General features: G+C 42.4%; 27 protein-coding genes. 15 read left to right on the top strand and 12 right to left on the bottom strand.

Going from position 1 to position 26,009, the window contains the following annotated elements; genetic code table 11:
• The first annotated feature begins 2 nt into the window (after positions 1-2).
• From murC to SCB77_RS06795, 6 genes are all read left to right on the top strand, one after another.
• Positions 3-1,361, top strand: coding sequence for a UDP-N-acetylmuramate--L-alanine ligase (gene murC / locus SCB77_RS06820; RefSeq protein WP_320186611.1), 1,359 nt, complete (start codon positions 3-5; stop codon positions 1,359-1,361).
• Positions 1,354-2,181 carry a cell division protein FtsQ/DivIB gene (locus tag SCB77_RS06815; RefSeq protein ID WP_320185683.1) on the top strand — a complete coding sequence of 276 codons (828 nt, stop codon included), beginning with the start codon at positions 1,354-1,356 and terminating at the stop codon, positions 2,179-2,181. The genes murC and SCB77_RS06815 overlap by 8 nt, the downstream gene beginning before the upstream one ends.
• Before the next feature lie 42 nt (positions 2,182-2,223).
• Entirely contained in the window at positions 2,224-3,588 is a 1,365-nt protein-coding gene (gene ftsA, locus SCB77_RS06810; protein WP_320185682.1) for a cell division protein FtsA, read from the top strand.
• Positions 3,589-3,728: 140 nt separating this feature from the next.
• Entirely contained in the window at positions 3,729-5,438 is a 1,710-nt protein-coding gene (ftsZ, locus tag SCB77_RS06805) for a cell division protein FtsZ (RefSeq protein WP_320185681.1), read from the top strand.
• Positions 5,439-5,571: 133 nt separating this feature from the next.
• Complete coding sequence (locus SCB77_RS06800; protein WP_320185680.1) at positions 5,572-5,757, top strand: histone H1; 186 nt, start codon at positions 5,572-5,574, stop codon at positions 5,755-5,757.
• Positions 5,758-5,838: 81 nt separating this feature from the next.
• Positions 5,839-6,981, top strand: a complete 1,143-nt coding sequence (locus SCB77_RS06795; protein ID WP_320185679.1) for a sugar phosphate isomerase/epimerase family protein — start codon at positions 5,839-5,841, stop codon at positions 6,979-6,981.
• A gap of 38 nt (positions 6,982-7,019) precedes the next feature.
• On the opposite strand, the gene SCB77_RS06790 is transcribed toward SCB77_RS06795, so the two are convergent.
• Positions 7,020-7,667 carry a response regulator transcription factor gene (locus SCB77_RS06790; protein ID WP_320185678.1) on the bottom strand — a complete coding sequence of 216 codons (648 nt, stop codon included), beginning with the start codon at positions 7,665-7,667 and terminating at the stop codon, positions 7,020-7,022.
• 211 nt (positions 7,668-7,878) lie between these two features.
• Between SCB77_RS06790 and mscL the strand changes: the two genes are divergently transcribed.
• The 5 genes from mscL (at position 7,879) to tsaB (ending at position 10,011) form a co-directional block, all read left to right on the top strand.
• A complete protein-coding gene (gene mscL, locus SCB77_RS06785) occupies positions 7,879-8,286 on the top strand; it encodes a large-conductance mechanosensitive channel protein MscL (RefSeq protein ID WP_320185677.1) in 408 nt (135 codons plus the stop codon).
• Between the two features lie 181 nt (positions 8,287-8,467).
• Complete coding sequence (gene rpmH / locus SCB77_RS06780; RefSeq protein WP_320185676.1) at positions 8,468-8,626, top strand: 50S ribosomal protein L34; 159 nt, start codon at positions 8,468-8,470, stop codon at positions 8,624-8,626.
• Positions 8,627-8,675: 49 nt separating this feature from the next.
• A complete protein-coding gene (locus SCB77_RS06775; RefSeq protein WP_320185675.1) occupies positions 8,676-9,089 on the top strand; it encodes a ribonuclease P protein component in 414 nt (137 codons plus the stop codon).
• A complete protein-coding gene (gene yidD, locus SCB77_RS06770; RefSeq protein ID WP_320185674.1) occupies positions 9,052-9,306 on the top strand; it encodes a membrane protein insertion efficiency factor YidD in 255 nt (84 codons plus the stop codon). Before SCB77_RS06775 ends, yidD begins: the two co-directional genes overlap by 38 nt.
• A 6-nt stretch (positions 9,307-9,312) precedes the next feature.
• Positions 9,313-10,011, top strand: a complete 699-nt coding sequence (gene tsaB / locus SCB77_RS06765) for a tRNA (adenosine(37)-N6)-threonylcarbamoyltransferase complex dimerization subunit type 1 TsaB (RefSeq protein ID WP_320185673.1) — start codon at positions 9,313-9,315, stop codon at positions 10,009-10,011.
• A gap of 15 nt (positions 10,012-10,026) precedes the next feature.
• Here tsaB and SCB77_RS06760 read toward each other — a convergent pair whose 3' ends face one another.
• Together SCB77_RS06760 and SCB77_RS06755 are read right to left on the bottom strand one after the other, a co-directional pair.
• Positions 10,027-10,929 (bottom strand): CorA family divalent cation transporter, encoded by a 903-nt coding sequence (locus SCB77_RS06760; RefSeq protein ID WP_320185672.1) that lies wholly within the window; start codon positions 10,927-10,929, stop codon positions 10,027-10,029.
• A gap of 106 nt (positions 10,930-11,035) precedes the next feature.
• A complete protein-coding gene (locus SCB77_RS06755) occupies positions 11,036-11,659 on the bottom strand; it encodes an OmpH family outer membrane protein (RefSeq protein WP_320185671.1) in 624 nt (207 codons plus the stop codon).
• 217 nt (positions 11,660-11,876) lie between these two features.
• Between SCB77_RS06755 and gyrB the strand changes: the two genes are divergently transcribed.
• Positions 11,877-13,835, top strand: coding sequence for a DNA topoisomerase (ATP-hydrolyzing) subunit B (gene gyrB, locus SCB77_RS06750; protein ID WP_320185670.1), 1,959 nt, complete (start codon positions 11,877-11,879; stop codon positions 13,833-13,835).
• Between the two features lie 92 nt (positions 13,836-13,927).
• On the top strand, positions 13,928-14,809 hold the full coding sequence (locus SCB77_RS06745) for a pirin family protein (protein ID WP_320185669.1): 882 nt from the start codon (positions 13,928-13,930) through the stop codon (positions 14,807-14,809).
• 26 nt (positions 14,810-14,835) lie between these two features.
• Here the strand turns inward: SCB77_RS06745 and SCB77_RS06740 are convergent, their stop codons facing one another.
• From SCB77_RS06740 to SCB77_RS06710, 7 genes are all read right to left on the bottom strand, one after another.
• Positions 14,836-15,411, bottom strand: coding sequence for a hypothetical protein (locus SCB77_RS06740; protein WP_320185668.1), 576 nt, complete (start codon positions 15,409-15,411; stop codon positions 14,836-14,838).
• Between the two features lies 1 nt (position 15,412).
• Positions 15,413-16,228 carry a metallophosphoesterase family protein gene (locus SCB77_RS06735; RefSeq protein ID WP_320185667.1) on the bottom strand — a complete coding sequence of 272 codons (816 nt, stop codon included), beginning with the start codon at positions 16,226-16,228 and terminating at the stop codon, positions 15,413-15,415.
• Between the two features lie 150 nt (positions 16,229-16,378).
• On the bottom strand, positions 16,379-18,313 hold the full coding sequence (gene rpsA, locus SCB77_RS06730) for a 30S ribosomal protein S1 (RefSeq protein ID WP_320185666.1): 1,935 nt from the start codon (positions 18,311-18,313) through the stop codon (positions 16,379-16,381).
• A 247-nt stretch (positions 18,314-18,560) separates the two neighbouring features.
• Positions 18,561-19,532: a YihY/virulence factor BrkB family protein gene (locus SCB77_RS06725; RefSeq protein WP_320185665.1), complete on the bottom strand. Its 972-nt coding sequence runs from the start codon at positions 19,530-19,532 to the stop codon at positions 18,561-18,563.
• Complete coding sequence (locus SCB77_RS06720; RefSeq protein ID WP_320185664.1) at positions 19,532-19,942, bottom strand: acyl-CoA thioesterase; 411 nt, start codon at positions 19,940-19,942, stop codon at positions 19,532-19,534. Before SCB77_RS06720 ends, SCB77_RS06725 begins: the two co-directional genes overlap by 1 nt.
• Before the next feature lie 104 nt (positions 19,943-20,046).
• Positions 20,047-21,090, bottom strand: a complete 1,044-nt coding sequence (gene mltG, locus SCB77_RS06715) for an endolytic transglycosylase MltG (RefSeq protein ID WP_320185663.1) — start codon at positions 21,088-21,090, stop codon at positions 20,047-20,049.
• A gap of 10 nt (positions 21,091-21,100) precedes the next feature.
• Positions 21,101-21,856, bottom strand: coding sequence for a PASTA domain-containing protein (locus SCB77_RS06710; protein WP_320185662.1), 756 nt, complete (start codon positions 21,854-21,856; stop codon positions 21,101-21,103).
• A 217-nt stretch (positions 21,857-22,073) separates the two neighbouring features.
• Between SCB77_RS06710 and SCB77_RS06705 the strand changes: the two genes are divergently transcribed.
• Positions 22,074-23,084: a D-alanine--D-alanine ligase family protein gene (locus SCB77_RS06705; protein WP_320185661.1), complete on the top strand. Its 1,011-nt coding sequence runs from the start codon at positions 22,074-22,076 to the stop codon at positions 23,082-23,084.
• Between the two features lie 71 nt (positions 23,085-23,155).
• Here the strand turns inward: SCB77_RS06705 and SCB77_RS06700 are convergent, their stop codons facing one another.
• Entirely contained in the window at positions 23,156-23,650 is a 495-nt protein-coding gene (locus SCB77_RS06700; RefSeq protein WP_320185660.1) for a dihydrofolate reductase, read from the bottom strand.
• Positions 23,651-23,702: 52 nt separating this feature from the next.
• Entirely contained in the window at positions 23,703-24,524 is an 822-nt protein-coding gene (locus SCB77_RS06695) for a thymidylate synthase (RefSeq protein ID WP_320185659.1), read from the bottom strand.
• Between the two features lie 113 nt (positions 24,525-24,637).
• On the opposite strand from SCB77_RS06695, the gene mtaB reads away from it, so the two are divergent.
• Complete coding sequence (gene mtaB / locus SCB77_RS06690; protein WP_320185658.1) at positions 24,638-25,960, top strand: tRNA (N(6)-L-threonylcarbamoyladenosine(37)-C(2))-methylthiotransferase MtaB; 1,323 nt, start codon at positions 24,638-24,640, stop codon at positions 25,958-25,960.
• Positions 25,961-26,009: the final 49 nt, after the last annotated feature.

The raw sequence follows: 26,009 nt of genomic DNA, 5'->3' as shown, positions 1-26,009 counted from the left end.
TGATGAATCTCGATCATATAAAACGTGTTTATCTCCTCGGAATCGGAGGAATTGGTATGAGCGGTTTAGCTCGTTACTTTCATCATTTGGGCTGTGAGGTGAAAGGTTATGACAAGACGGAAACGGACTTGACCCAAGCGTTGGCGCAAGAGGGGATAGAGGTGATCTATCAAGACGATGTGTCTTTAATTCCCGATGCTTACCAAGTGCTGTCTCCAGAAACATTGTTGATTTTTACGCCTGCGGTGCCAAAAGATCTGGGATTGAAAAACTTTTTCCTAGATAGAGGATTTACACTGTATAAGCGATCCGAGGTTTTAGGTATTATCAGTGCGAGTCGGTTTACGATTGCTGTTGCAGGAACACATGGTAAGACAACGACTTCTACAATGATTGCGCACATTTTAAAAGATTCAGGCTATGACTGCTCGGCTTTCCTCGGTGGAATCAGTTCGAATTATAACAGCAATGTATTGTACGGCGCGAATAATGTCGTAGTGGTTGAGGCGGATGAGTATGATCGCTCGTTCCTCACCCTGCACCCCAATATCGCGGTCGTAACCTCGGCGGATGCTGACCATTTGGATATTTATGGTGATGAGCAACATTTGATTGATTCTTTCAATTTGTTTTTGGAGAGGGTGGTGGATGATGGTTTGTCGATCGTAAAAAAAGGTCTTCCATTCACTGGGACGTTGAGCTATGCCAAAGAGGAGGTGTGCGACGCTTACGCTAAAAATATTCGCGTAGTATCTGGTGAATTTTATTTCGATTATATCGGAAAGGATGATGTTTCATTGGCGGATTTACATCTAGGGATCCCCGGTCTTCATAATGTGGAAAATGCTGTTGCAGCCATCACCGTAGCGTTAGCATTGCAGATCGATGAGGCAGCTATTCGCCAGGCTCTAACTTCTTTTCGCGGCGCAAAACGCCGCTTTGAATACATCGTGCGTACAGCGACCGCTACATACATCGATGACTATGCACACCATCCGGAAGAGTTGCGCGCCTTTTTGGAATCCATGAGAAAGCTGTATCCTTCGAAAAAGCTAACCGTGATCTTTCAGCCGCATTTGTTCAGCCGCACAAGAGATTTTATCGACGGCTTTGCTGAAGTGTTAGGAATGGCGGATGAGCTTCTGTTGATGGATATCTATCCTGCGCGCGAGTTGCCGATAGAAGGCGTTAACTCGGCATGGCTGCTGGATAAAATTGACTTGGAGAATAAGCGCTTGGTAACCCCTGCAATGGTATTGGATATCGTGAAGGAGGAAAAACCCGACTTGGTCGTGACGGTTGGTGCCGGCGACATTGATAGACTTGTGAAGCCTTTAAAGGAATTGTTACAACATGCTTAACACATTGCGCAATATACCTTGGAGGCTAATAGGCTACGCCTGTTTGGTGGTCGTTGCGCTGGTCGGGGTAGGTATGTTGATGAGCTTGGTGAAAAAGAAGGATAATGCGCAGGTGTGCACCGCGATGCGTGTGATGGTAGAAGGCAAAGAGGCATTTATCGATCAGCACGACATTTCGGACTTGGTGAAGGCTAAGTTCGGTAGCGTTGTCGGGAAGACACTGTTGCAGATTCCGATTGAAGAAATAGAGCAGGCATTGATGCAATTGCCTTACGTATCGGCGGCAGAAATATATGTGGATATGGACGGCGTGCTCCAAATTTCTGTCCAACAACGCGAGGTTGTCTTACGGATTGTCAATAGAGCCGGAAATGAATATTATATCGATACCAAAGGAGCAAAGGTGCCGGTGACATTACGTTACGTTCCACATGTGCTCGTGGCGAATGGAAACATTAAAGAAGGGTATAAGAAAGCGTTGGACACGATAGAAACTAAATTGGTCAAAGATTTGGTGACCATTGTTGAGCATGTGAAAGGAGATCCATTATGGAGCAACCAGATTGTGCAGCTTTATGTCAATGACGCTGGCGATATAGAAATTGTCCCGCGAGTGGGTAATCAGCAATTGGTGTTGGGAAATGCCATGAAATTGGATGAAAAATTAGAAAGACTGGTCGTTTTCTATAAAAATATTTTACCGCGCGTGGGCTCGGATGCCTATGAAAGAGTAAATGTAAAGTATGATGGCCAGATCATCTGTGAGCGTAAAGAAGGGTGGATACTCGATAGCTTGCAGACAAAAATGAAAATGAATTAAGTAACACAGTAATAGTAATATACAGCAACAAATACACAGCATATGAAACCAAGATTAGCAGAAAACGAAAAGGAGAATCCGATCATCGTAGGATTGGATATCGGAACCACGAAGATTTGCGTGACAGTGGGTCGTCGTAGTGGTAGTACGAAGATTGAGCTGTTGGGGGTGGGGAAAGCCGAGTCTTCAGGTGTGAATCGCGGAGTGGTTGCCAACATTCAAAAGACCGTAAGCAGTATCCGGGAAGCCGTCGCCATTGCGGAAGGTCAATCGAATGTGGATATTAAAGTCGTTAACGTAGGTATCGCCGGACAGCATATCAAAAGTATTCAGCACCGCGGTATTCTTACCAAGCGCGATTACGATGAGGTAGGTCGATTAGATGTAGAGCAATTGATCTCGGATATGTACAAGTTGGTGCTTCCTCCAGGGGAAGAGATTATCCATGTACTACCGCAGGAATTTACCATCGATAACGAGCCGGGAATTAAAGAGCCTATCGGGATGGCGGGCCGTCGTGTGGAAGCTAATTTCCATATCATCTCGGGCCGGGTCACGGATATCCGTAATATCAAACGCTGTGTGGATAATGCTGATCTTGAAGTGTCTTCGTTGGTATTGGAACCTCTTGCCTCGTCTGAAGCTGTGTTGGACGAAGAAGAGAAAACTGCTGGTGTTGTGCTGGTTGATATTGGTGGCGGTACTACGGATGTAGCCATCTTCCATGAAGGTATAATTCGCCACACGGCAGTTATTCCTTTAGGCGGAAATATTGTTACAGAAGATATTAAACAAGGTTGTTCGGTGTTGCGCAACCAAGCGGAGCAACTTAAAGTTCGTTACGGATCTGCGTTGGCCGATGAAAATAAAGATAACGAGGTAATCTGCGTGCCCGGTATCCGTGGACGTGAAGCGAAAGAGATTTCGGTTAAGAATCTAGCCTATATTATTCAGGCACGGATGGAAGAAATCATTGAGCACGTATATTATGAAATCAAATCATCAGGCTATGAAGATCGTTTGATTGCTGGCATCGTTATCACTGGTGGCGGTGCACAGTTGAAGCATTTGGTGCAGTTGGTAGAGTATATCACCGGCATAGGTTGTCGCATCGGCTATCCGAACGAATATTTGGCGAAGACTGAAATGCTAAATAAGCAAGCCTTGGAGGAGTTGAAAAGCCCGATGTATGCTACTTCGATCGGTTTATTGATAAAAGGGGTGCAAGCCATTGAGGAAGATGAGGCTACTCAACAGGAGATGGTGACGAAGAAAGTGAGCAAAGAAAAGGTTACCGAAATCGCAGAAGAAAAGCGTAAAAAAGAGAGTTGGTTCACCAAAATCCTCTCCGATTTTATCAAGGATGATGCGGGAATAGATGACGATACTTTTATCGGGAAAAAGTAAGTTTTCCACAAGTGAGGTTTTTTCCACAATTTAACAATTGTGGAAAACTATGGTGAATAATTTGGTATTATTACATTGGAATTGTTGAACCTATGGGGGATTATCTAAGTGGTTTAGCAAGAGTTAAATAGGGTTATTTTATGTCGATACAATTTGAAATGTTAAAGGAACAATCATCGATAATCAAGGTTATTGGTGTTGGTGGTGGCGGAGGCAATGCCGTTAACCACATGTACAAGCAGGGGATTAGTGGTGTAGATTTCATCGTTTGTAATACGGATGCGCAGGCGTTGGAGTTGAGTCCTATTCCGAATAAGGTACAGTTGGGAGCGAGTTTGACAGAAGGTATGGGTGCCGGTGCTGATCCAGATGTAGGCGAGAATTCGGCTATTGAAAGTATTGAAGACATCAAGCGTATGTTGGGAACCAACACGAAGATGCTTTTCATTACAGCAGGAATGGGCGGTGGAACAGGTACTGGTGCAAGTCCGGTGTTGGCTAAAGCAGCAAAGGAGCTTGGTATACTTACTGTCGCGATCATCACTACTCCATTTACGTTCGAAGGTAAACGACGCCGCTCTCAAGCTGAAGAAGGTTTGGAAGAGTTGCGCAAATATGTTGACTCCTATTTGGTTATTTCCAATGATCGCTTGCGTGAAATATTTGGTAATTTGACGATGACGGCAGCGTTTGCTAAAGCCGACGATATTTTAACGACAGCAGCGAAAGGTATTGCGGAAATTATCACGATCCCTGGATATGTCAACGTCGATTTCAAAGATGTACGTACCGTGATGAACGATAGTGGTGTAGCTATCATGGGTAATGCCATTGCTACGGGCGAAAATCGTGCTATTGAAGCGGTTACTGGTGCGTTGGCATCCCCATTATTGAAAGATAACGAAATCGAAGGAGCACGTTATATTCTATTAAATATCACCTCCGGTAGGAAGGAAGTAACGATGGATGAAGTTGCTATTGTAACAGATTACATCCAAGAGAAAGCTGGCCTATCCGCAGATTTGATTTGGGGTAATTGTATCGATGAAAATTTTGAAGACGAGCTGTCCGTAACCATCATTGCCACAGGTTTTCAGACAGCCGAAGAGCGCGTAAAAGAGAAAGAAAAAGAAAAAATAGCGTTACCCTTAACCCCTGAGCCTGTAGCGAATCAGTTTGTTAAGCCAGTGGTTCAAAATCAGTTTGTTGCAAAGCAAGAGCCAGCAACAACCCAACAAACATATATTAAGCCTGTGCAGAATTCCATCGCGGTTGAGCCAACAAGCATGTCTGCACAGCCACAGGTAGATCTGTTCACCTCGCCAAAGCCTATTCATTCTTCTATCTTGAAAAATGAAGAGCCACAGGTAATACGTCATACCTTGAGTTTTGATGAGCCTGAACAAGAAGAAGAAGTCCCGGTACAAAATAACGGCGGATTTGAATTGAAGACGTCGCCCTCGATGTTCGAATTTAAACTTCCTTCTGTTTTTGATGCTTACAGTGGTGCAAATGAGAAAGATGCAGAACCAGAGGTAACGCCTGTTGTAAGGAATACCTTTAGTGAGGCTCCTGCAGTTCCCACAGAGCCAAAAGAGATCGATTTTGAAGATCAATTGATGAAAACGAAAGAACGTATCTTGCGTTTGAAGGAATTGAGCATGAAATTGAAATCAAGCAATGGTCTGCAGGAATTGGAGAATGAGCCCGCTTATAAAAGACGGCAAAAATCTTTGGAAGACGTTCCACATTCCTCGCAATCGCAGGTTTCTCGTTTTACGTTGTCTTTTGATGATGGTGAAACAGAAATTAGACCCAATAATTCGTTTTTGCACGATAACGTCGACTAAAACGTATCCTATTTAGAAAAAGACAGCATTTATGCTGTCTTTTTTTTATAAAAATTTTTTTATTTGCCAAAAGGTACTATTTTTATAAAACAGTTAATTATTAATAGATTATAACACTTAAATCATTTCAATTATGGCTAATTTTGATAAATTCAAAGAGCTGAAAGCATTGGTTGATGGCTTGGAAGTTGATGCAGACAAATTCTTTGTAAAAGGAAATAGCGCTGCCGGCACACGCGTTAGAAAAGGCTTGCAGGACATTAAAAATCTGTCGCAGGATTTGCGTCTAGGGATACAGGAGTTAAAGAACCAGAAATAGAGAATTTCCTATATAGCGAATACGAGAAGCCCTTTTTAAGGGCTTTTTTGGTATATTTACGGGTAAAACAAAGTGAATTTTATGGCAGATAAACTAAATAATCCGATTTGGGTGATGAGCTCCGCATATGATAAGTTGTCTTTAGATGAACTTATCCATACCTCGAAAGAAGTTGGTGCCCAAGGTATTGATTTATGTGTGTTCAGGAAAGATGGTACACGTGCAGATCATACGGCAACACACTTGGCTTATGAGAACTTCTCGGTCGATGATGCTCGTGCCTTGATTGATAAATTCAATAAGGCGGATCTTCGATTGTCGTTGGGCGCTTTTGAAAATATGATCGGTGGCGATCCGAGTGAAAGGATCAAAAACCAAAATCACTTATTGCGCCTTATTCGTATCGCCTATCTGCTGGGTGGCGATAGGAATGATGTTAAAGTTGGTACCTTCGTTGGGTACAACCATGAGCTGGGAAATGAAATTGATGGTTTCCAAAAGAACTTAGATGAGTATAAGCGCGTTTTCGGGCCTATCGTCAGGTATGCGGAAGATTTAGGGGTAACCATTGTATATGAAAATTGCCCTATGGAAGGCTGGCGCTCTTCTCACTATACGAGTACTTACAACAACCTCCCCGCTGTATTGGCTGCCCGTAAATTAATGTACGCTATGGTGCCTAGTAAAGCACATGGGGAGATATATGATCCTTCGCATGATATTTGGCAGAATACAAATCCCGTGGATGTGATCGAGCAAATGGATATCTCACGCTTGAAAAGAATTCATGTTAAGACAACACGCAATTTGAAGAGCAATGCGCGAATAGAGTGGGGTGGGATGTATCCTATGCAATATGTAGATCCTTCTTTGGCCAAAGAAGCTGGGGTTACTATTCCGCAACATGATTGGGATAGGCACCATTACGAGGCCATGCTGCCAGGCTTTGGTGGGTCTGATCATATGGATTGGAATGACTTCGTCGCTGCACTACACCGTCGCGGCTTCGATGGACCTTTCGAGATCGAAAACGAAGCTAAGAATTCCAAGGATACGGGCAACATAAAAGCGACAAACCAAGGCTTTGCCAACTGTATTCGGTTTTTATCCCCATTACTTTGGGATTTAACTCAAGAAGAAGGATATGTTTATCAAAAAGGGAAGGCATTGGTTTTGCCTGATGTGCAGGACATACCCGATGTTACGATCGATCAATTGCTTTAAGCAGTATCGATAATAAATAGCATAATGAAGAGCAACAATTAATGTTGCTCTTCATCGTGTAGTTTGAAAAGTTCAATCAGTTCTGGAAGGTTGCTGACATTCAATTTCTCGAAAATCCTACTTTTGTAGGTACTTACCGTCGAGGAACTAAGTTCCATAAGGTTGGCTACATCTAAAATACCCAATCCTTTGATAAGGTGTTTCGCTACATCCATTTCACGGTTAGATAATTTTCGTAACTGATCCTTCCCGTCGAACGAAGACTTGCTGGTCGTCAGTTTCTGGATGTATAATTCCTTCACCGCCTCAGACATATATCGTCCTCTGGTGCTGATACTTTGAATCGCATTTTTCAACTCCGACATAGCGGTGTTTTTGTGCAAGTAGCCACTCGCCCCAGCGCTGATATAACGCAGTGCATACAGGTTTTCCTCGTAAGAAGAAAATATCAAGATCTTCACCTGTGGCTGTATTTCTAAGATCTCTTTCACCATTTTGATATTGTTCCCTCCCGGCATGTTAATGTCCAGAAGTAATAAGTCGACGGTGTCCTTTTTCAGCTCCGTATAAACTTCGTCATACGTTTCTGCTTGCAGTATGGTCGCGTCAGGAATGAGCTCCTTAATAATAAATGATGCTCCCAGTCGGACAATACTATGGTCGTCGGCAATTAATATTTTTTTCATTGTACTTGACACAGTTTAATTTTCAAAGCGCACGAACTGAAATGAATGCAGCCCTTTAACAAAGATATAAAAAAAGTCAGTTAATGCGTTGCCATAAATTGTCTAACTAAATAAAAAATTGCTTAAATTAAATCGGAAAAATTGTACTAAAACGTGGTTTTCTAAAATTAATTTTCATCTTTGTTTATCGATTACTTATAAATAACACATTATGGGATTTTTTAAAGAGTTTAAGGAATTTGCAATGCGCGGCAGTGTCGTCGATCTGGCTGTCGGTGTTGTTATCGGTGGTGCGTTCGGAAAGATTGTCACCTCCTTAGTAAATGATATTATCATGCCTCCAATAGGTTTTATAACGGGAGGTGTCGATTTCAGCAACCTTAAATATGTGATGACGGCAGCTGATGAAGCCGCAGGTGTGGCAGAGGTTGCCATCAACTATGGAACGTTTGTGAACGTGGTTATTCAGTTTATCATCGTTGCATTCTGTATATTTCTAGTGATTAAGGGGTTAAATTCTTTGAAAAAGAAAGAAGAAGCGGCCCCAGCGGCACCACCAGCACCTTCTAAAGAAGAAGTCTTATTGACCGAAATCAGGGATATTCTTCGCAACAAATAAGAAAGAGCACCTAACCTTAGAAATTGCTTAAGTACATCGGCATATTTCTGTTAAACATTATTTGTGGGGCAATGGAAAATTTTGAAACTTTGTTTGCTTCTTATACAAATTAACTGTACTTTTGCATTCCCCTTATTAGGGACGGATTGAACAAAAATATAAAAACAAGCATAATAGCGTCATGAAAAGAACATTTCAGCCTTCGCAAAGAAAAAGAAGAAATAAGCACGGATTCAAAGAGCGTATGAGTACGGCTAACGGTAGAAGAGTATTGGCTTCTCGTAGAGCTAAAGGTAGAAAACGCCTTACTGTATCAGACGAATACCGTCACAAAGGATAGTAATGTTGCCGGTGACTCCTCCGAGCCTATGAGCCGGCGTATTGTCACCATGAGCTATACATTTAAAAAAGAAGAACGGCTATGTAGTAAAAGACTTATTGAAAGTCTTTTCCATAACGGTTCTTCTTTTGTATTATACCCCTATCGCGTGGTCTTTATCCGCAGCAATGATTTGGACAGTGTCAATGCGCCGATGGTGCGTTGCATTCTTTCGGTTTCGAAAAGAAGGTTCAAAAGAGCGGTGGATCGTAATTTCCTAAAACGGCATATGCGAGAAGCATATCGCCTTCAAAAGGCAATTCTGACTGGATTTCTTGATGAACATTCCTTACATTTGCTTGTAGCCTTCCAATATGTTGGAAAAGAAATGTTGCCCTCGGCGCAGCTTCACCAGCGGATGGAATTGGTATTGGGAAGATTAAAAGATGAAAGTACTAAACGTTATTTGGAAATGGGTGATTAAATGGCCTTTACAAGGTTTGTTCGTTTTAATCATTCGCTTCTATCAGCTTTTTATCTCTCCGTTTCTAGGTGCCAATTGCCGTTATACGCCTACTTGTTCTCAATATGGAAAAGAAGCAATTCTAAAATATGGTCCCTTCAAGGGTGGTCTAATGGCAATTCGACGCATTTTGAGGTGCAATCCTTGGGGTGGTCACGGTCATGACCCTGTACCTTAATCAGCTATGAAAGATATCTTTGTACTACAGATAGAAACAGCAACCCCTGTATGTGCCGTTGCTGTCAGTAAAAATGGGAAAACAGTTGGCAAAATCGATGCTGACGAGCCTAATTTGCACGCCAGTCATTTAACCGTTTTCATCGACCAGTTGCTTGTCGAGGCCGGTATCGCTATGGAGGACCTTGACGCTGTGGCTGTAAGCATGGGGCCAGGATCGTATACCGGACTTCGTATTGGCGTCTCTACAGCAAAAGGCTTGTGTTACGGAATGAATATTCCTTTAATTGCAATAAACACCTTAGACGCAATGTTAGCTGGGTTTAAGGAACAGCTACCAGAGTTGGTTATGGGAAATGTTTTGGTTCCGATGATCGATGCGCGCCGCATGGAAGTTTATTTGGCGAAATATGATGATGCAGGTGTTAAGATTCGGGATACAGAAGCCTGTATTATTGATGCCGATTTCTTCGGGCAGTATAGTAATCAACAGCGTTTCGTGCTCTTCGGAAGTGGAGCGGATAAGTTTGAGACCTTGTTTGCTGAAGACCCTCAGGTAGAGGTTATATCCCATTTCGCCAATAGTGCCGATTTTCTATCAGGCTTGGCCTATGAAAAATACCGGAGTGAACAATTTGTCGATTTGGTGTATTTCGAACCCTTTTACCTAAAAGACTTTATTGCAACTACACCTAAAAAGAGATAGGTTACCTCGAGTATGTTAAAGCCATTTCCGTTTTTTAAACCAATAGTAGATCAGTAAAGCTAGTAAAGCCATCGCAATCATTACGGCTGGGTATCCGTAATACCAATCGAGCTCTGGCATGTTATCGAAGTTCATGCCATACACACCAACTATGAAAGTCAATGGCATAAAGAAAACCGAGATAATGGTTAGTGTGCGCATGATGTCGTTCGTGTGGTTGGATTCGATATTAAAGTATACCGACAATAGTTGCGCCGTATTTTCGGAGATATTGCGGTAGAGCGATGAGGAACGCGCATAGATGTCTTTCAAATCTTGCGTATAGATGTTCTTGAAGGCACTGAGATGAAAGAAGTCCACAATGTCTTTGTAGAGGGTCAAGATAATACGGATAAGATCAATTTGCCGCTTTATATAGTAGAGTTGTCTTAGAAAGTCCTTCCGTCGTTTATGAAGAAATACCATTTCTTCATAGCTGTCGAGCTGTTTATTCAATTTGTTGATCACCAAATTTTCAAAGGTTTTTAATGCTTCGGAGGTCAGGTGGTTGATGAATAACTTGCTCGAGTGTAGTTTGGATAGCGGGAAGTTGTCTACCATTTTTTCCAAATAGTCAATCTGTCCCCGATGTACCGTTATCACGAAATTTTCGCCAAAGAATACAGAAACACGTTCCGTAATTTCGGTTAACGTATCGGAGAAGTTATCAAACTTGCGCGGTATCGAGCGAATGATCAAGAAATGGTAATGCTCAAATTCTTCGATCTTAGGAAGCTGCCCGATTTGCAAGCAGTCTTTTATCGAGGCTTCATGTAGCTGAAACCGTTCTTTTAAATCTGCAAAGTCTGCTAGCTCCGGTTCGAGAATATCGATCCAAGTAAATGGAGCTTCAGTGTCGAGCAATATGTTCCTGACCATAGATGATGTTTAATCGATGGCAATGTATCAATCAAATGATTGAAAAGCAAATAAAAAAGGCTTCTCCGATCTTTGGAGAAGCCTTTTTCCTATTTGTGTAGGAAAACTATTTCTTTTCGTTCGCCTTTTTGGTTTTATATTCCTTGTTCAGAGCGTCAATTACGTCAGCCGTGATATCCAATTTCGAGTCGGCATAAAGAACCGTAGGATTCGACTTGGAATAGGTCAAAACTAATGTGTAGCCATTATCCTCGGCATGTTTCTTCAGGTATTCGGTGATAGCGTTATAAACATTATTGAATTCCGTGGATTCGTCTTGTTGGATTGACGCCGACGCATTTTGGTCTAAACGGCCGAGTTCTTGCTGCTTACGTGATAATTTTTCTTCCGTAGCCTGGCGCTCGGAAGCACTCATCGTAGCTGCTTTCTGTTGGAAGTCTGCTACTTCGCGTTGGAAAGCCTGTCCTTTAGATTGGAGGTCACTTTGTGCTTTTTTTACTTTCGCCTCAAGTTTTGCGCGAATGTCTTTAAAATACTCGTATTTTTCAGATAAGGTGTCGGAATTGATGTAGACGATCTTCTCTTCTTTTGTATCGGTTGTCGTTTTGGCAGCTGTGGAATCTTTGCTGCTGGCCGTTCCAGTGTTTGCGTTTTGATTACAGGATACCGTCGCGACAGCTAGGGCCAAGCCCAAGGATACTTTAGTTACTGTTGTGAATAGTTTATTCATTCTAATCTAAATTTTCAAGTTTTAATCTTTCAACAAGCAAACCTAATATAAAAAATTTAGATTTCCCCATTTCAGCATTGGAATCTTCGAAAAATATACCGTTAGCGCTCTCCCTGAGGGCTGCTTTTTTAAGTGTCCTATTCCGTCTTAAGTTTGATTTTTAGCGAAAAAAATCGTATTTTTGAATGTTAAACGGTACTCATTTTAATTTAATTTCATGAGCGAAGAAAATAAAAATACGTCGACGTATTCGGCTGATAATATCCAGGTTTTAGAAGGATTAGAGGCGGTACGTAAGAGACCTTCCATGTATATCGGTGATACCGGTGTAAAGGGATTGCACCATTTGGTGTATGAGGTGGTGGATAACTCTATCGACGAGGCTGTAGCAGGTTATTGTACGGATATCTTGGTGAATATTCACGAGGATAATTCTATTTCCGTTAGCGATAACGGACGCGGTATTCCGACAGGAATAAATAAAAAAGAGAATAAATCTGCCTTGGAGCTCGTAATGACGGTACTCCATGCCGGAGGTAAGTTTGATAAAGATACGTATAAGGTTTCCGGCGGATTGCACGGTGTTGGGGTTTCCTGTGTGAATGCTCTGTCTACGCACCTTTCTGCGGTGGTGCACCGTGAAGGTAAGATCTTCCAACAAGAGTATGAAAAAGGAAAGCCGATGTACGATGTTAAGGAAATCGGCGAAAGTGAAAAAACAGGAACTACGGTAACTTTCCATCCCGATGCGGAGATCTTTACCATGACAACCATCTATAACTACGACACCTTAGCAAATCGTTTGCGGGAACTAGCCTTTTTGAATAAAGGGGTGCGGTTGACCTTAACTGATGAGCGGGAGACTTTGGAAGACGGCTCACTAAAATCGGACGTTTACTTCTCGGAAGGTGGACTTCAGGAATTTGTGAAGTTTTTGGATGGCACGCGTCAACCACTTATTCCGGATCCTATCCACGTGGAAGGCATTAAACAAGGAATTCCTGTTGAGTTGGCCCTGCAGTATAATGATACCTATTCGGAAAATGTACATTCCTACGTTAACAATATCAACACAATAGAGGGAGGTACTCACGTAGCAGGTTTCCGTAGAGGATTAACACGTACATTGAAAGCATATGCCGACAAATCGGGTTTATTGAAGAACTTGAAAGTCGACATCACGGGAGATGATTTTCGTGAAGGGTTGACGGCTGTAGTTTCGGTGAAAGTCGCAGAGCCTCAGTTTGAAGGTCAAACGAAAACAAAGCTGGGTAATAATGAGGTGATGGGCGCCGTAGATATCGCTGTAGGTGAGATCTTGGGCGTATACTTGGAAGAGAATCCTCGTGAAGCTAAGGCCATCGTGCAGAAGGTGGTTATTGCGGCTCAAGCACGTGCCGCAGCGCGTAAAGCGCGCGAACTGGTGCAACGTAAGACAGTGATGGGCGGTTCGGGTTTACCCGGCAAGCTGGCTGACTGCTCGGATAATGATCCAGATAAATGCGAGATTTTCTTCGTCGAGGGAGACTCCGCGGGAGGAACGGCTAAACAAGGTCGAAATCGTCGCTTTCAAGCCATTATGCCTTTGCGTGGTAAGATCCTGAACGTGGAGAAGGCTATGGAGCACAAGATTTACGAAAACGAGGAAATCAAGAATATGTTTACTGCGCTGGGTGTCAGTGTAGGGACTGTAGAAGATTCCAAAGCGCTGAATCTTGAAAAATTGCGGTACCATAAGATCGTAATCATGACGGATGCCGACGTGGATGGTTCGCACATCGCCACACTTATCCTGACCTTCTATTTCCGTTACATGAAGGAGCTCATTGAGAAAGGTTATGTTTACATCGCAACGCCTCCATTGTACATGGTGAAGAAAGGAAGAGAGTTCGAATATGCTTGGAACGAAGATCAGCGCTTAGCGGCAATCCAGCGTTTGAAGGGACAGGGAAAAGAAGATTCCGTGAACGTTCAACGATACAAAGGTCTTGGTGAGATGAACGCGGAGCAATTGTGGCAAACGACAATGGATCCAGAACACCGTACATTACGGCAGGTGACCATTCAGAATGCCGCAGAATGCGATCGTATTTTCTCTATGCTGATGGGCGATGAGGTAGCGCCACGTCGGGAGTTCATCGAGAAAAATGCACGCTATGCGAAAATAGACGTTTAATGAACAGCTAGTTTTAAACGATATTATAGATCCCAATCGCTTACGGTTGGGATTTTTATTTGTAAATTGTATGGGTTTTAAAGCATTTGATTATGTCGAATATTGATTTTATACTGGAAGAGAAAGCTGCTGATATAGGTAATTTTTTGGTTGGTCGTCTATTGCCATTTCGCCAAAAAAGATCCATCGGACCATTTGTGTTTATCGATCATATGGGGCCTGCCTGCTTGGCGGATTATGAAAATTTGGACGTCCCGCCTCATCCGCATATTGGCTTGTCTACATTGACCTATCTATTTGATGGCGCCATGATGCATAGAGATAGTATCGGCACGGAAATAGAAATACAACCCGGCGCCGTAAACTGGATGACGGGAGGCAAAGGCGTTACCCATTCGGAACGTACACCGGATTATTTGCGTAAACAGGATAAATTCTTGCACGGATTGCAGATTTGGGTTGCTCTTCCGAAGGAGTTAGAATTTATGGATCCCGAGTTTTTTCATGTCGAGGCAAAGGACATTCCCGCTTGGGAAGAAGATGCTGTGCACTATAAATTGATTGCGGGTGAAGCATTCGGCCATAAATCGGCTGTACCGGTATATTCCCCGTTATATATGATCGAGATCAAGTCGTCCGAAGAGAAGAAAATCGATATTGGAACTCATCTGTTTGGCGAAAGCGGACTGTATATTTTGGAGGGTGAGATCGAAAATCAAGGACATGCCTATGGTTCAAAGCAAATACTGATTACCAAGGACGCACACCTCTGTTCTTTCACGATGAAAGCGAACACCACCGTTTATATATTCGGCGGAGAGCCTTTTCCCGAAGAACGCTTCATTTTTTGGAACTTTGTGGCTACGGATAAAGCAACAATTGAACAGGCCAAAGAAGATTGGCAAAACCACCGCTTTCCAAAAGTGATAAATGACGATGGCTATGTACCTTTACCGGAGCCTAAAATAAGATAGGGCTAGGAAACACTGGAATATTGGTGTTATTTTAGATAATATACTAATCCAATACCAATATTCCAGATTTCACTGAAATTTATAGAACCTGCATTTTTAACATAGTTTATCGTCCTTTTTTCGGTTGTCCCAAGTTCATAGTATAGTCCCCATTTTTTATAGCGAACTTCAGATCCCAATGTTAAACCTATATTCATTGCAGTGGAAAAGTAGTAGTACCCACTGTCATAATAGGAAGGCAATTTCAAGAAATAATCGTCACCAAAAGAATAATTAAACCATAGGCCAACTTGTAGCCAGTCTACTTGGAGCGTATGCGGATAGCTTCTGTCAATAGGTACGTATTTTCCTTTTAATGTTAATGAATGTATGGGATCGTTGGCATAGGAGCTGGGTACAAAACCGTACATAAAGTCGCCGATCCATTTTTGATTGGGGCTGCGATAGCCGAAACCGGTTGAAAACATACCGATGTTTCCTGCATACTGCAATTTGACGTGGTCGGGCATTAACTTATACAAGGTGCTGTCTAAGTTGTTGATTTGCCCCTTCACAGGCAGGAAGGCGATCAGTGTCCACAGAAGCACGTATACTTTTTGCATGTTAATAAAATAATTCGTGTACGGTCACAGTGGTATCTGCAACATCAACTTTTACATAAGATCGCTTTAATAGTGTCGGCGCTACGAGATAAGGAAAACCATCATCGAAGAATTCCCGATAGTCGAAAGAGTGTGAATGCCCGTGTATGGAAAGACGCGTATTACTGGTTTTTACGAAGATGTCTGCTAGCATTTGCGTTTTTTCCTGATCGAAATCAAAGGAGATTGGAGCAATATGCGAGAGATAGATGATATTTTTCATCTCTTTAAAATCCCTCGTGGCCTTTTCGATCCAGTTCAGGTTTGGAATGCTACCGTCAAAAGCTACTTCCCTAGAATTTGAGTTAAAGACAATAAACGCGGTGTTTCCATAGGTAAACGTGAAGTCTTCGGTACCAAAATAATGCTGGAAAATGGTGCGTCCATTGCCCAGCATGTCGTGATTGCCGATGGTTCCGATTACAGGGAATTTCAATTTTTTGATATCATCGTAATACAGGTTGTATTCAAAATTGGCACCGTAGTCTGTGAAATCTCCACCATGTAGCACAAAGGCGATGCTATCGTCTGGGATCTTGTTGGCATGTTTCACAAAAGCCTCCAATTCATCGTACGCGATTTGTGTATCCGAAATAATCAGAAAGGAGAATTTACCCTTGGGATTGCGTTTTGCGAGCTCTGCAATCGCTTTGTTATTGAGATCGCTTGCCAGCGGTTTCACTTCCAGCACCGAGTATTGAAAATTCCGCTTGCAGGAACCAAAAATAACAGCACTAAATAGGAGTAAAATAGATATTAAGATGGTGGAAAATCGCATATCGTTGTTCGAGCGTTTGGCATTGAAAATTATAGTACAAGATTAGTGTTTTAATTTTTAACTTTTAGGGATTAAAAGTCAGTTTTAGGTCAATAAAAAATCCCCAGCTAGATAGCTGGGGATTAAGAAAAGTATGTTTAAGAATCTAAATTATTTAGATTTCTTTTCGTCACCTTCCATTTGCTCTTTCAATTGAGCAAGAACGTCTAAATCACCCAAAGTAGATTTCTCAACAGATTCTTTTACTTTTTTAACGGCTGAATTAGCTGCTTTTGCTTCTTTCTTACGAGCATTGAACTCTTCGATACGAGCTTCTGCTTTTTGGTCTTCCCAAATACGTGAGTGAGAGATTACTAAGCGTTTGTTTTCTTTGTTGAATTCGATGATTTTAAATTCAGTAACTTCATCAACTTTCAACGCAGAACCGTCTTCTTTAACGGAGTGTTTGTTCGGGCAGAAGCCTTCAACACCATATTGTAAAGCTACGATATCACCTTTGTCACCAACTTTGATTACTGTACCTTCGTGTACGGAACCTTCTGTGAAGATGGTTTCGAAAGTATCCCAAGGATTTTCTTCTAATTGTTTGTGACCTAAAGATAATTTGCGGTTTTCTTCATCAAGCTCAAGAACAACAACTTCTAATTTTTCACCTACTTTAGTGAATTCGTTAGGGTGGTTGATTTTCTTAGACCAAGATAAGTCAGAGATGTGGATCAAACCGTCGATACCGTCTTCAAGTTCAACAAATACACCGAAGTTAGTCATGTTTTTAACAACAGCAGATTGCTTAGAACCTACAGGGTAACGCTCAGTGATGTTTTTCCAAGGATCAGGAGTCAATTGTTTGATACCTAAGCTCATTTTACGCTCTTCACGATCTAAAGTCAAGATTTCAGCTTCGATTTCGTCGCTTACTTTCAAGAATTCTTGTGGTGAACGTAGGTTTTGAGACCAAGACATTTCAGAAACGTGGATCAAACCTTCAACACCAGGGATGATTTCAAGGAAAGCACCGTAATCTGCAACAGTTACGATTTTACCTTTAACCTTAGAGCCTACAGCCAAATCTGTGCTCAAAGACTCCCAAGGGTGCTCTGACAATTGTTTCAAACCTAAAGCGATACGTTTTTTCTCGTCATCAAAGTCAAGAACAACAACGTTGATTGTTTGGTCTAAAGCCAATACTTCTTTTGGATGCTCGATGCGTCCCCAAGAGATATCTGTAATGTGAAGTAAACCGTCAACACCACCTAAGTCGATGAATACACCGAAGTCTGTGATATTCTTAACAGTTCCTTCCAATACTTGACCTTTCTCAAGTTTTGCAACGATTTCTGATTTTTGGTTTTCTAAATCGTCTTCGATCAATACTTTGTGTGATACAACAACGTTCTTGAATTCGTGGTTGATTTTTACCACTTTGAATTCCATTGTTTTACCAACGTAAACATCGTAATCACGGATAGGTTTGATGTCGATTTGAGATCCAGGTAAGAATGCTTCTACACCTTTGATGTCAACGATTAAACCACCTTTAGTACGAGATTTTACGAAACCATCGATGATTGCATCATTTTCCAATGCATCGTTGATAGCTTCCCAAGATTTTTGTGTTTTAGCACGTTTGCGTGATAATACCAATTGACCGTTCGCATCTTCCTGAGATTCTACGAATACGTCAACCGCATCACCAACTTTCAAGTCAGGTAAGTCGCGGAACTCAGATAATGCTACAAGACCGTCTGATTTGAAACCGACGTTTAAAACCACATCTTTGTTATTGATAGATACTACAATACCTTCAATAATCTCCCCTTGGTTAATTTGGTTGAATGTACCTGCGTACTGCTCTTCCAATTTGTTACGCTCAGCTTCGCTGTAGTTACCGAAAGCTTTTTCGTCCAAATCCCAGTCGAAGTCACCTTGTGGTGTGCTCCATGTGTTAGATTTGATTTCGTCGATCAATTTTGAATCTGCTTCAGACTCGATTGTTTCAGTGTCTTTCACTACTTTAGTGTCAGCACCTTGTAGCTCTGCGTTTTTCGCCGCTAACTCTTTTTCTGCTTCTTGTTTTTTTGCCATTAATTATTTTTTCTCCTTTTCCCCACATTGTAGGGACTGCAAAAATACGAAAAACTTTTATATACAAGAGATTAAGTGAAAAAAATGTTTTAGACGCTATTTTATCAACGAGACAAGGGTTAACAGAATCCTTTAAGCTAATTTGCACCACCCATATTGGTCATTGACGTTTTCTGTATTGACATTTATGGAGAATGGATTCTTGCTGTAATCTTATGGTTAGTAGTTGATTGTGTATTTTTCTATCCTACTCCTCAGCTTTAAATGAATTGTAGACGCGTGGCTTAACAATTTTAATGCTTTGTTTGGATAGCGCGATAGCGGCGTTGAGTTCAAATCCTATTAAAAGGATCAAGGAATTTAGGTACATCCAAATCATCACGACAATCAATGTACCGATCGATCCATACAGTTTGTTGTACGCGCCGAAATTGTCAATGTAAAAGGTAAAGCCGGTGAAAGTCAAGATGGCCAAAATAGTTGCCAAACTCGCGCCGGCATTTAGAAACTTCCATTTCTTCGCATCACTTGGCCCAAATTTGTACAAGATGCTTACGGTAATAAAATATATACCAAAGAGGACAATCCAGCGGGATAAAGTGACAATGAATGTCCAAAACCAAGATATATCGTAGTCGATCTGTTTCTTGAGATAATTGATGATAAAGCCTGCTCCCGTGAAAATACCGATACCCGTCGCCAAAGCCAAGATAATAGCAAAAGATAGGCCTATTGCAGCAATCCGACGACGTAGCCAAGATCTCTTTTCTTTAGCAAGAGACGCCTTGTTAAAGGCCATCATTAAGGTGGTCATGCCGTTGGTAGCAAAAAAGGTTGCCAACAAAAAACCGACAGACAACAAACCTGAATTTTGGTTCTTGACGATATCGATTAGCGTGGCTTGCAGAAATTCATAGGCATTATGCGGCAGTGCAACCTGGATCAGGTCCAGTAGCTTCTGTTGGAAGTTGTCTACCGGTATGTAAGGGATGAGGGTAAACAAAAACAGAATACCGGGAAAGATAGCCAACATAAAGTTGTAAGCCAAGGATGACGCCTTATTGAGGATAGATTCGCGCGCGATTTCTTGAAAGAAAAAACTGAACACCGTATATAGCGGAAGAGAACCAAATCCTGGGATAATAGCCACCTTTGTCCATTCAATAAACCTATCGTAAATCTTGATGCGTAAAAGGGAGCTATGTATGTTCTTCTGCATTAAACACTAAAGTAAGGCGCAATTTTTTCCTGAAATATTTGTGGAGCTTTGCACGGCCGTTTTTTTTCCATGTCAACAAAAACAAGTTGCGTTGAGCCGGTGTTCAAAAGTACGCCATTTTCGTTAAAAACCTCATACTCAAATTTGATACGCACGTTGGGCTTCTCGCGGATGTAGGTTTTTATGGTGATCAAATCGTCGTAACGAGCGGGCTGCATATACTTGCAGGTAAGATCGGTCACAGGAAGCATAACCCCCATTTCTTCGAGTTCTCTGTAGGAAATTCCTGTACTTCTTAACATCTCTGTACGCGCTACCTCATAGTAAGATGCGTAATTTCCATAATACACATAGCCCATTTGATCCGTCTCTGCATATCTTGTCCTTAATGTGGTCTCGTGTGTAAACATGTTGAAAAGTAAAAATGGAAAGTATAGTTAAGAGGAAACGACCGTTTGTTTTATTTAGCACTAAGTTGCCTTCGTCGCGGTCGTTTCCTGATGTTGTAAAGTAATTATTTCTTGATATTACGGGCGTCTAGCGCACGTTGGAATTTTCGGGCGTTGACCAAATGTTCTGCTTGTGTAACGGCAAAATTGTGGTATCCCGAAAAATCATCTTTTGCACACATATAGATGTAGTCGTGCTTTGCATAGTTTAAAACAGCATCAATCGCAGCGATGCTGGGCAACATGATAGGGCCTGGAGGCAATCCTTTAAAACGGTATGTGTTGTAAGGATTGTCTATTGTCAGGTGTTTGTTAAGCACCCGACGGATACTGAAATCATTATTCGCAAAGATCACGGTAGGATCTGCTTGCAGCAGGATGCCTCGCTTCAGGCGGTTGAGATAAAGACCGGCTATTTTCGGCATCTCATCTCTATGCAATGCCTCTCCCTTGACAATGGAAGCCAAAACACTCACCTCTTGAGGCGTTAGGTTTAAAGCAGCTGCCTTCTCTTTTCTTTCGGTGTTCCAAAACGTATTGTACTCATCGTGGAAACGTGCTACAATCTTGTCCGGCGAGGTGTTCCAGTATATCTCGTAGGTATTTGGGATAAACATGCTAAAGAAGTTTGCTTCCGTAAAACCATAGGACTCCGCAACGGCATTATTTTGCAAAATATTTAGAAAAGAAACGGAGTCGGCTTCGAAGTTCTTCCCCAGCAATGCTGCAAAATTCTCTTTCAAACGGATATTCTCGAACCGGAATTTTACAGCCTCTTGATAACCTCCACGCAAGTTGCCGATAAGCCTCCTGTTGGATAGACCTTCCGTCAATTTGTACTTTCCAGGTTTCACAGCACTCGGATAGTCCATAGCTTTAGCGACGTAGTCGAAGAACTGTACATTTGTAACGATGTTCTTTTCTTCTAACTGCTTTAACACATCAGCGTAGCTGTCGCCGGTGTGAACATACAAGTAGGGCTCATTTTTAGTTACACTGGAACCAAGAAATGCTTGATAGCCTAGGTAGCCGACCACAATACCACCTACTAACATTAAAAGCAGTACAATTTTTAAAAATTTTGGAAAACCTCTTTTTTTATCGCTCATTTCAAGCTCCTTAATTTGATAATGTTAAGTTCACGGCTGTGCCAATGCCTACAAAACCAGCCGTACTATCCGGTTGTTGACTGATAACTTTGGCACTCAACGAGTCCAGCACCGAGCCGCTGTAAGTCAATGTGCCGACGTTTAGTCCCACGCCTGTCAAAGCAAAACGAGCCTCTTCCAATGAAAATCCTATTAAATTGGGGAGTTCCACCTCGCTAGCACCACGACCATTTCCTAAAACCAACGTGATCTTCGATCCTTTAGGAACCATTCTTCCTGCTTTCAGCGGTTGTCCTGCAAATTTTACATCCAACACTACGTCGCGCGCGATATCAGAAACGTAGACCGTATCGCCAACTTTTAGCGATTGGTTACGAAGCATAGCGGACGCTTCGATAAATGTTTTGTCAATAATGTCTGGAAAAGCAACGTCCGGCGGTACCTGCGTGATAATGGTTAGGTAGATCGTACGTCCTGTTTTTACATGGGAACTCGGCTCAGGATCTTGCTCGATAACTAAGCCGGGCTTCATGTCCATTTGATAAACGGAGTCTATATAATATTCAAGATCAGCTTTCTCCAAAACTCGAATTGCCTCGTCAATCTGCATGCCTTTCACCTGAGGAACCTCGATCGCAACGCCATGCTTGGTGTAAGCCCGTAATCCGAAATAGATAACCAAAAATAAAAGAAGGACAACGACAAAAGCCGCGATTAGATTTTTTCGAAAAGCATCTGTTTTCAGATACAACAACAGTTTTGACATGGATTCTTTGAAATAATAAGAGCAATAGTTAAGCCAATTTGCTTCGATATGCCCATAAGCGTTACCACTAATATAATAAGCAAAAATATTCGTTTTTCCGTGGAACGCAAATTATATTTGTTCAGCTTTAACATTATTTATGAATCGTCGGGATAAGTGCAATGGGGAAGGAGGGCATTTACAGTGTGATGGGCGATATCTTGAAGAAAAATAACAGATGAAAAGAAAAGTAGCATTAGTGACCGGAGGTTATACCGGCGAAGCGGAAGTGTCTTTCAAAAGCTCCGCATTTGTACATTCCCAGTTGGATACGGAACGGTATGAAGTATATCCGATCACGATCAGCGTCGATAGCTGGTTTCACGTGAACGACGCCGGAATTAAATCGCTTGTGAATAAAGAGGATTTTTCACTCGTCATCAATGGACATCTTTTGACCTTTGATATCGCATTCATCATTCTTCATGGCAGCCCGGGAGAGGATGGCCGCTTACAGGGTTACTTTGATATGATTGGTCTTCCTTATACTTCCTGTAGTGCCTTAACTTCCGCGCTTACCATGAACAAGGGATACACGAAGGCAATCTTGGCAGATATCCCAGAATTATTCGTCGCAAAATCAGTGTTGCTATTTGAGACAGATCGTGAAACAGCAGCGCAGCAAGTGCAGGAACAGTTGAAGTTACCTTACTTTGTTAAGCCCAATGCCGGCGGTAGTAGCATAGGCATGACGAAGGTGAAAGAGTCGTCGGAATTGACGTTAGCGTTGGAAAAGGCTTTCAACGCCGAAAATACAGGTCAGCAAGTGCTGATCGAAGAGTTTGTTACCGGTCGTGAATTTTCGCAGGGTATCTTTCGAAACTCGGCGGGCGAGCTGGTGGTACTGCCGGCAACGGAAGTAAAAACGACACGCGAATTCTTTGATTTCGAAGCTAAATATATTCCCGGTTTGACCGAAGAGATAACTCCTGCGGATCTTTCTGAAGAGCAGCAGGCTAGAGCGGCGCGTATTCTCCAAGCGATCTATGTGCGCCTAAACTGCCGAGGGATGGTACGTGTCGATTTCTTTTTGCAACAAGAAACCGACCATTTCTACTTTATTGAAATAAATACTATCCCCGGACAGACACCGCAGAGTTTTATTCCACAGCAGGTTCGTGCGTTCGGGATGAAGGAAGGCGATTTCTATGCCGAGCTCATCGAGGCGGCATTGAAAAGCAATAACTAACCTCCTCCTTATAAAAGAACAAGGGATAGATTTTTGAAAAATCTATCCCTTGTTCTTTTTGCTTGAATCGTTTAGATACGTTCCCAGGTTTCAAACGTAAATTCATATTGGTGGCGTTCGTCAGCCTCATGCCGTTCGCTTTTTACCTTCTTCCATTCCGCTGTCGGTAGCTCGGGGAAATAGGCGTCTGCATCAAAAGTTGCATGTACACGTGTTAAAAGTACTTCCTGTGCCTGAGGCAGCCACTGCTTGTAAATATGGCCCCCGCCAATGATGTAAATCTCCCGTTCATCACGGCAGTAGGTGAGCACCTCGTTCATGGAATTGGCTACGTCGACCTCCTCGGCCGACCAGTCCTCGTTCCGGGTCAACACAATATTCCTTCTATCAGGCAAAGCTTTGCCCATCGATTCGTAGGTTTTTCTGCCCATCACAATGGAGTGGGCAGTAGTTTTATTTTTGAAGTACTTGAAGTCATCCGGCAAATGCCATAACATTTGGTTGTCTTTTCCAATCGCATTGTTTTCGGCGGCGGCTACAATTAATATTATCTTCAGGTTGCTCATACTTATCAGAAGTGGATAAAATAAATCTATTTCAATGTGTAAAAATGGTTGGCTATACAGCTACCGGCGCTTTGATGTGCGGATGAAACGTGTAGTCTTCCAGCTCAAAATCTGCAAATGTAAAATCAAATATATCCTTCACCGCCGGGTTGATCTTAATCGTGGGAAGGGGCTTCGGTTCTCTGGTTAATTGCAGTTCTGTTTGTTCGAAGTGGTTGCTGTAGATGTGTGCATCGCCCAACGTATGTACAAAGTCACCAGCTTCCATATCGCAAACCTGTGCGACCATCATCGTTAGCAGCGCGTAGGAAGCGATGTTAAAGGGCACACCCAAGAAAATATCGGCACTGCGTTGATACAGTTGGCAGGACAAGCGCGGCTTGAGTATACCCTTCTCCGGCTCCGCCGGAGCAACGTAAAACTGGAAAAAAGCATGACAAGGAGGTAGAGCCATATTTTCTATTTCGGCCACGTTCCATGCAGATACGATTATCCGTCTGGAATCGGGTGATTTTTTAAGCTGTTGTATAACCTGTGCGATCTGGTCAATGTGGCGTCCATCTGCTGTTGGCCACGACCGCCATTGAGAACCGTAAACTGGACCAAGGTTACCCTCGGCATCAGCCCACTCATCCCATATACTCACACCATTATCCTTCAGGTATTTAATATTTGTTTCTCCCTTCAAAAACCAAATGAGTTCATGGATGATGGAGCGCAAGTGAAGCTTTTTTGTCGTGACAAGCGGAAAACCCTCCTGTAGATTGAAGCGCATCTGATAACCAAATACACTGCGTGTTCCGGTGCCTGTTCTGTCCGTTTTATTTACGCCGTTTTCGTAAACGTGTTTAAGTAAATCTATATATTGTTTCATCCTGAAAAGTCCCAAAGGTGTGACCACGAAGATACTTGTTTTTACATCATTACAATATCACAATTTTTCAACAACTCACATTTTGCTACTTTTTATGTATTTTTGCCGAAATCATGAGTAAGAAAGTCGCATTTTATACCTTGGGTTGTAAGCTGAATTTTTCGGAGACGTCCTCTATTGGCCGGATCTTTAAAGATGCAGGTTACGAAACCACAGCTTTTAATAGCCCTGCCGATGTTTATGTCATCAATACCTGTTCGGTAACCGATCATGCCGATAAGAAATGTCGTAAGGTTGTAAAAGAAGCGTTGAAGCATTCTCCGAATGCTTATGTGACTATCGTGGGGTGTTATGCCCAGCTCAAGCCAAAGGAAATTGCGGAAATTCCTGGTGTGGATATGGTGTTGGGCGCAGCCGAGAAATTTAACATTATCGAGCATATCAACGATTTGACCAAAACAGAAAAGGCCGTTATCCACAATGCTCCTATTGACGAAACAAAACAGTTTGTTTCCGCCTTTTCAATTGGCGACCGCACGCGTACCTTTCTGAAAGTACAGGATGGTTGCGACTATTCTTGTACGTTTTGTACCATTCCGTTGGCACGTGGTGCCAGCCGTTCCGGAAAAATTGAAGATATTGTCCGCCAAGCGGAAGAAATTGCGGCATCCGGCGTGAAGGAAATCGTATTGACCGGTGTCAACATCGGCGATTTCGGTATTCGCGAAGGCAAGCGCCAGGATAAGTTCTTGGATCTAGTGAAAGCACTGGATAATGTGGAAGGCATAGATCGTATTCGTATATCTTCTATAGAACCCAATCTGTTAGCCAATGAAATAATAGAGTTTGTAGCCCAATCCAAGCGTTTTGTGCCCCATTTTCACATGCCCTTACAATCGGGTAATAACAAGGTCTTGGGGATGATGCGTCGCCGGTATAAAAGGGAACTATATACCGAGCGTGTGGCCAAGATAAAATCTTTAATGCCTGACTGCTGTATAGGTGTCGACGTGATTGTGGGCTTCCCCGGCGAGACTCGCGAAGACTTCATTGATACATACAACTTCCTGAACGACATGGATATCTCGTATTTGCATGTGTTTACCTACTCAGAGCGTGAAAATACTATTGCCGCCCAGATGGAAGGTGCAGTACCCGGGGCACAGCGTAGCGACCGTAGCAAGATGCTCCACATTTTATCCGAAAAGAAGCGCCGTGCTTTTTATGAAGCCCAACTTGGAAAAGTAGGCGAGGTGCTATTTGAAAGTGATGTGAAAGATGGATATATGCATGGTTTTTCGAAAAACTACGTAAAAGTTCGTTCCCTCTATGATCCTTTGCTCGTGAACGAGATTGTTCCTGTGAAATTTGTGTCAATAACCGAACAAGGAGAGGTTGACATCGAAGAACTTCCCGAACTCCTCGTTCATCACTAAGGTTTCTGCAGCAGGCAACATCCGCTTGTGCGAACCGATTCAACTCGGA

Source organism: Sphingobacterium bambusae, from assembly GCF_033955345.1.
Classification (GTDB): Bacteria; Bacteroidota; Bacteroidia; order Sphingobacteriales; family Sphingobacteriaceae; genus Sphingobacterium; species Sphingobacterium bambusae.
This window is presented reverse-complemented; position numbering and strand designations above follow the sequence as displayed.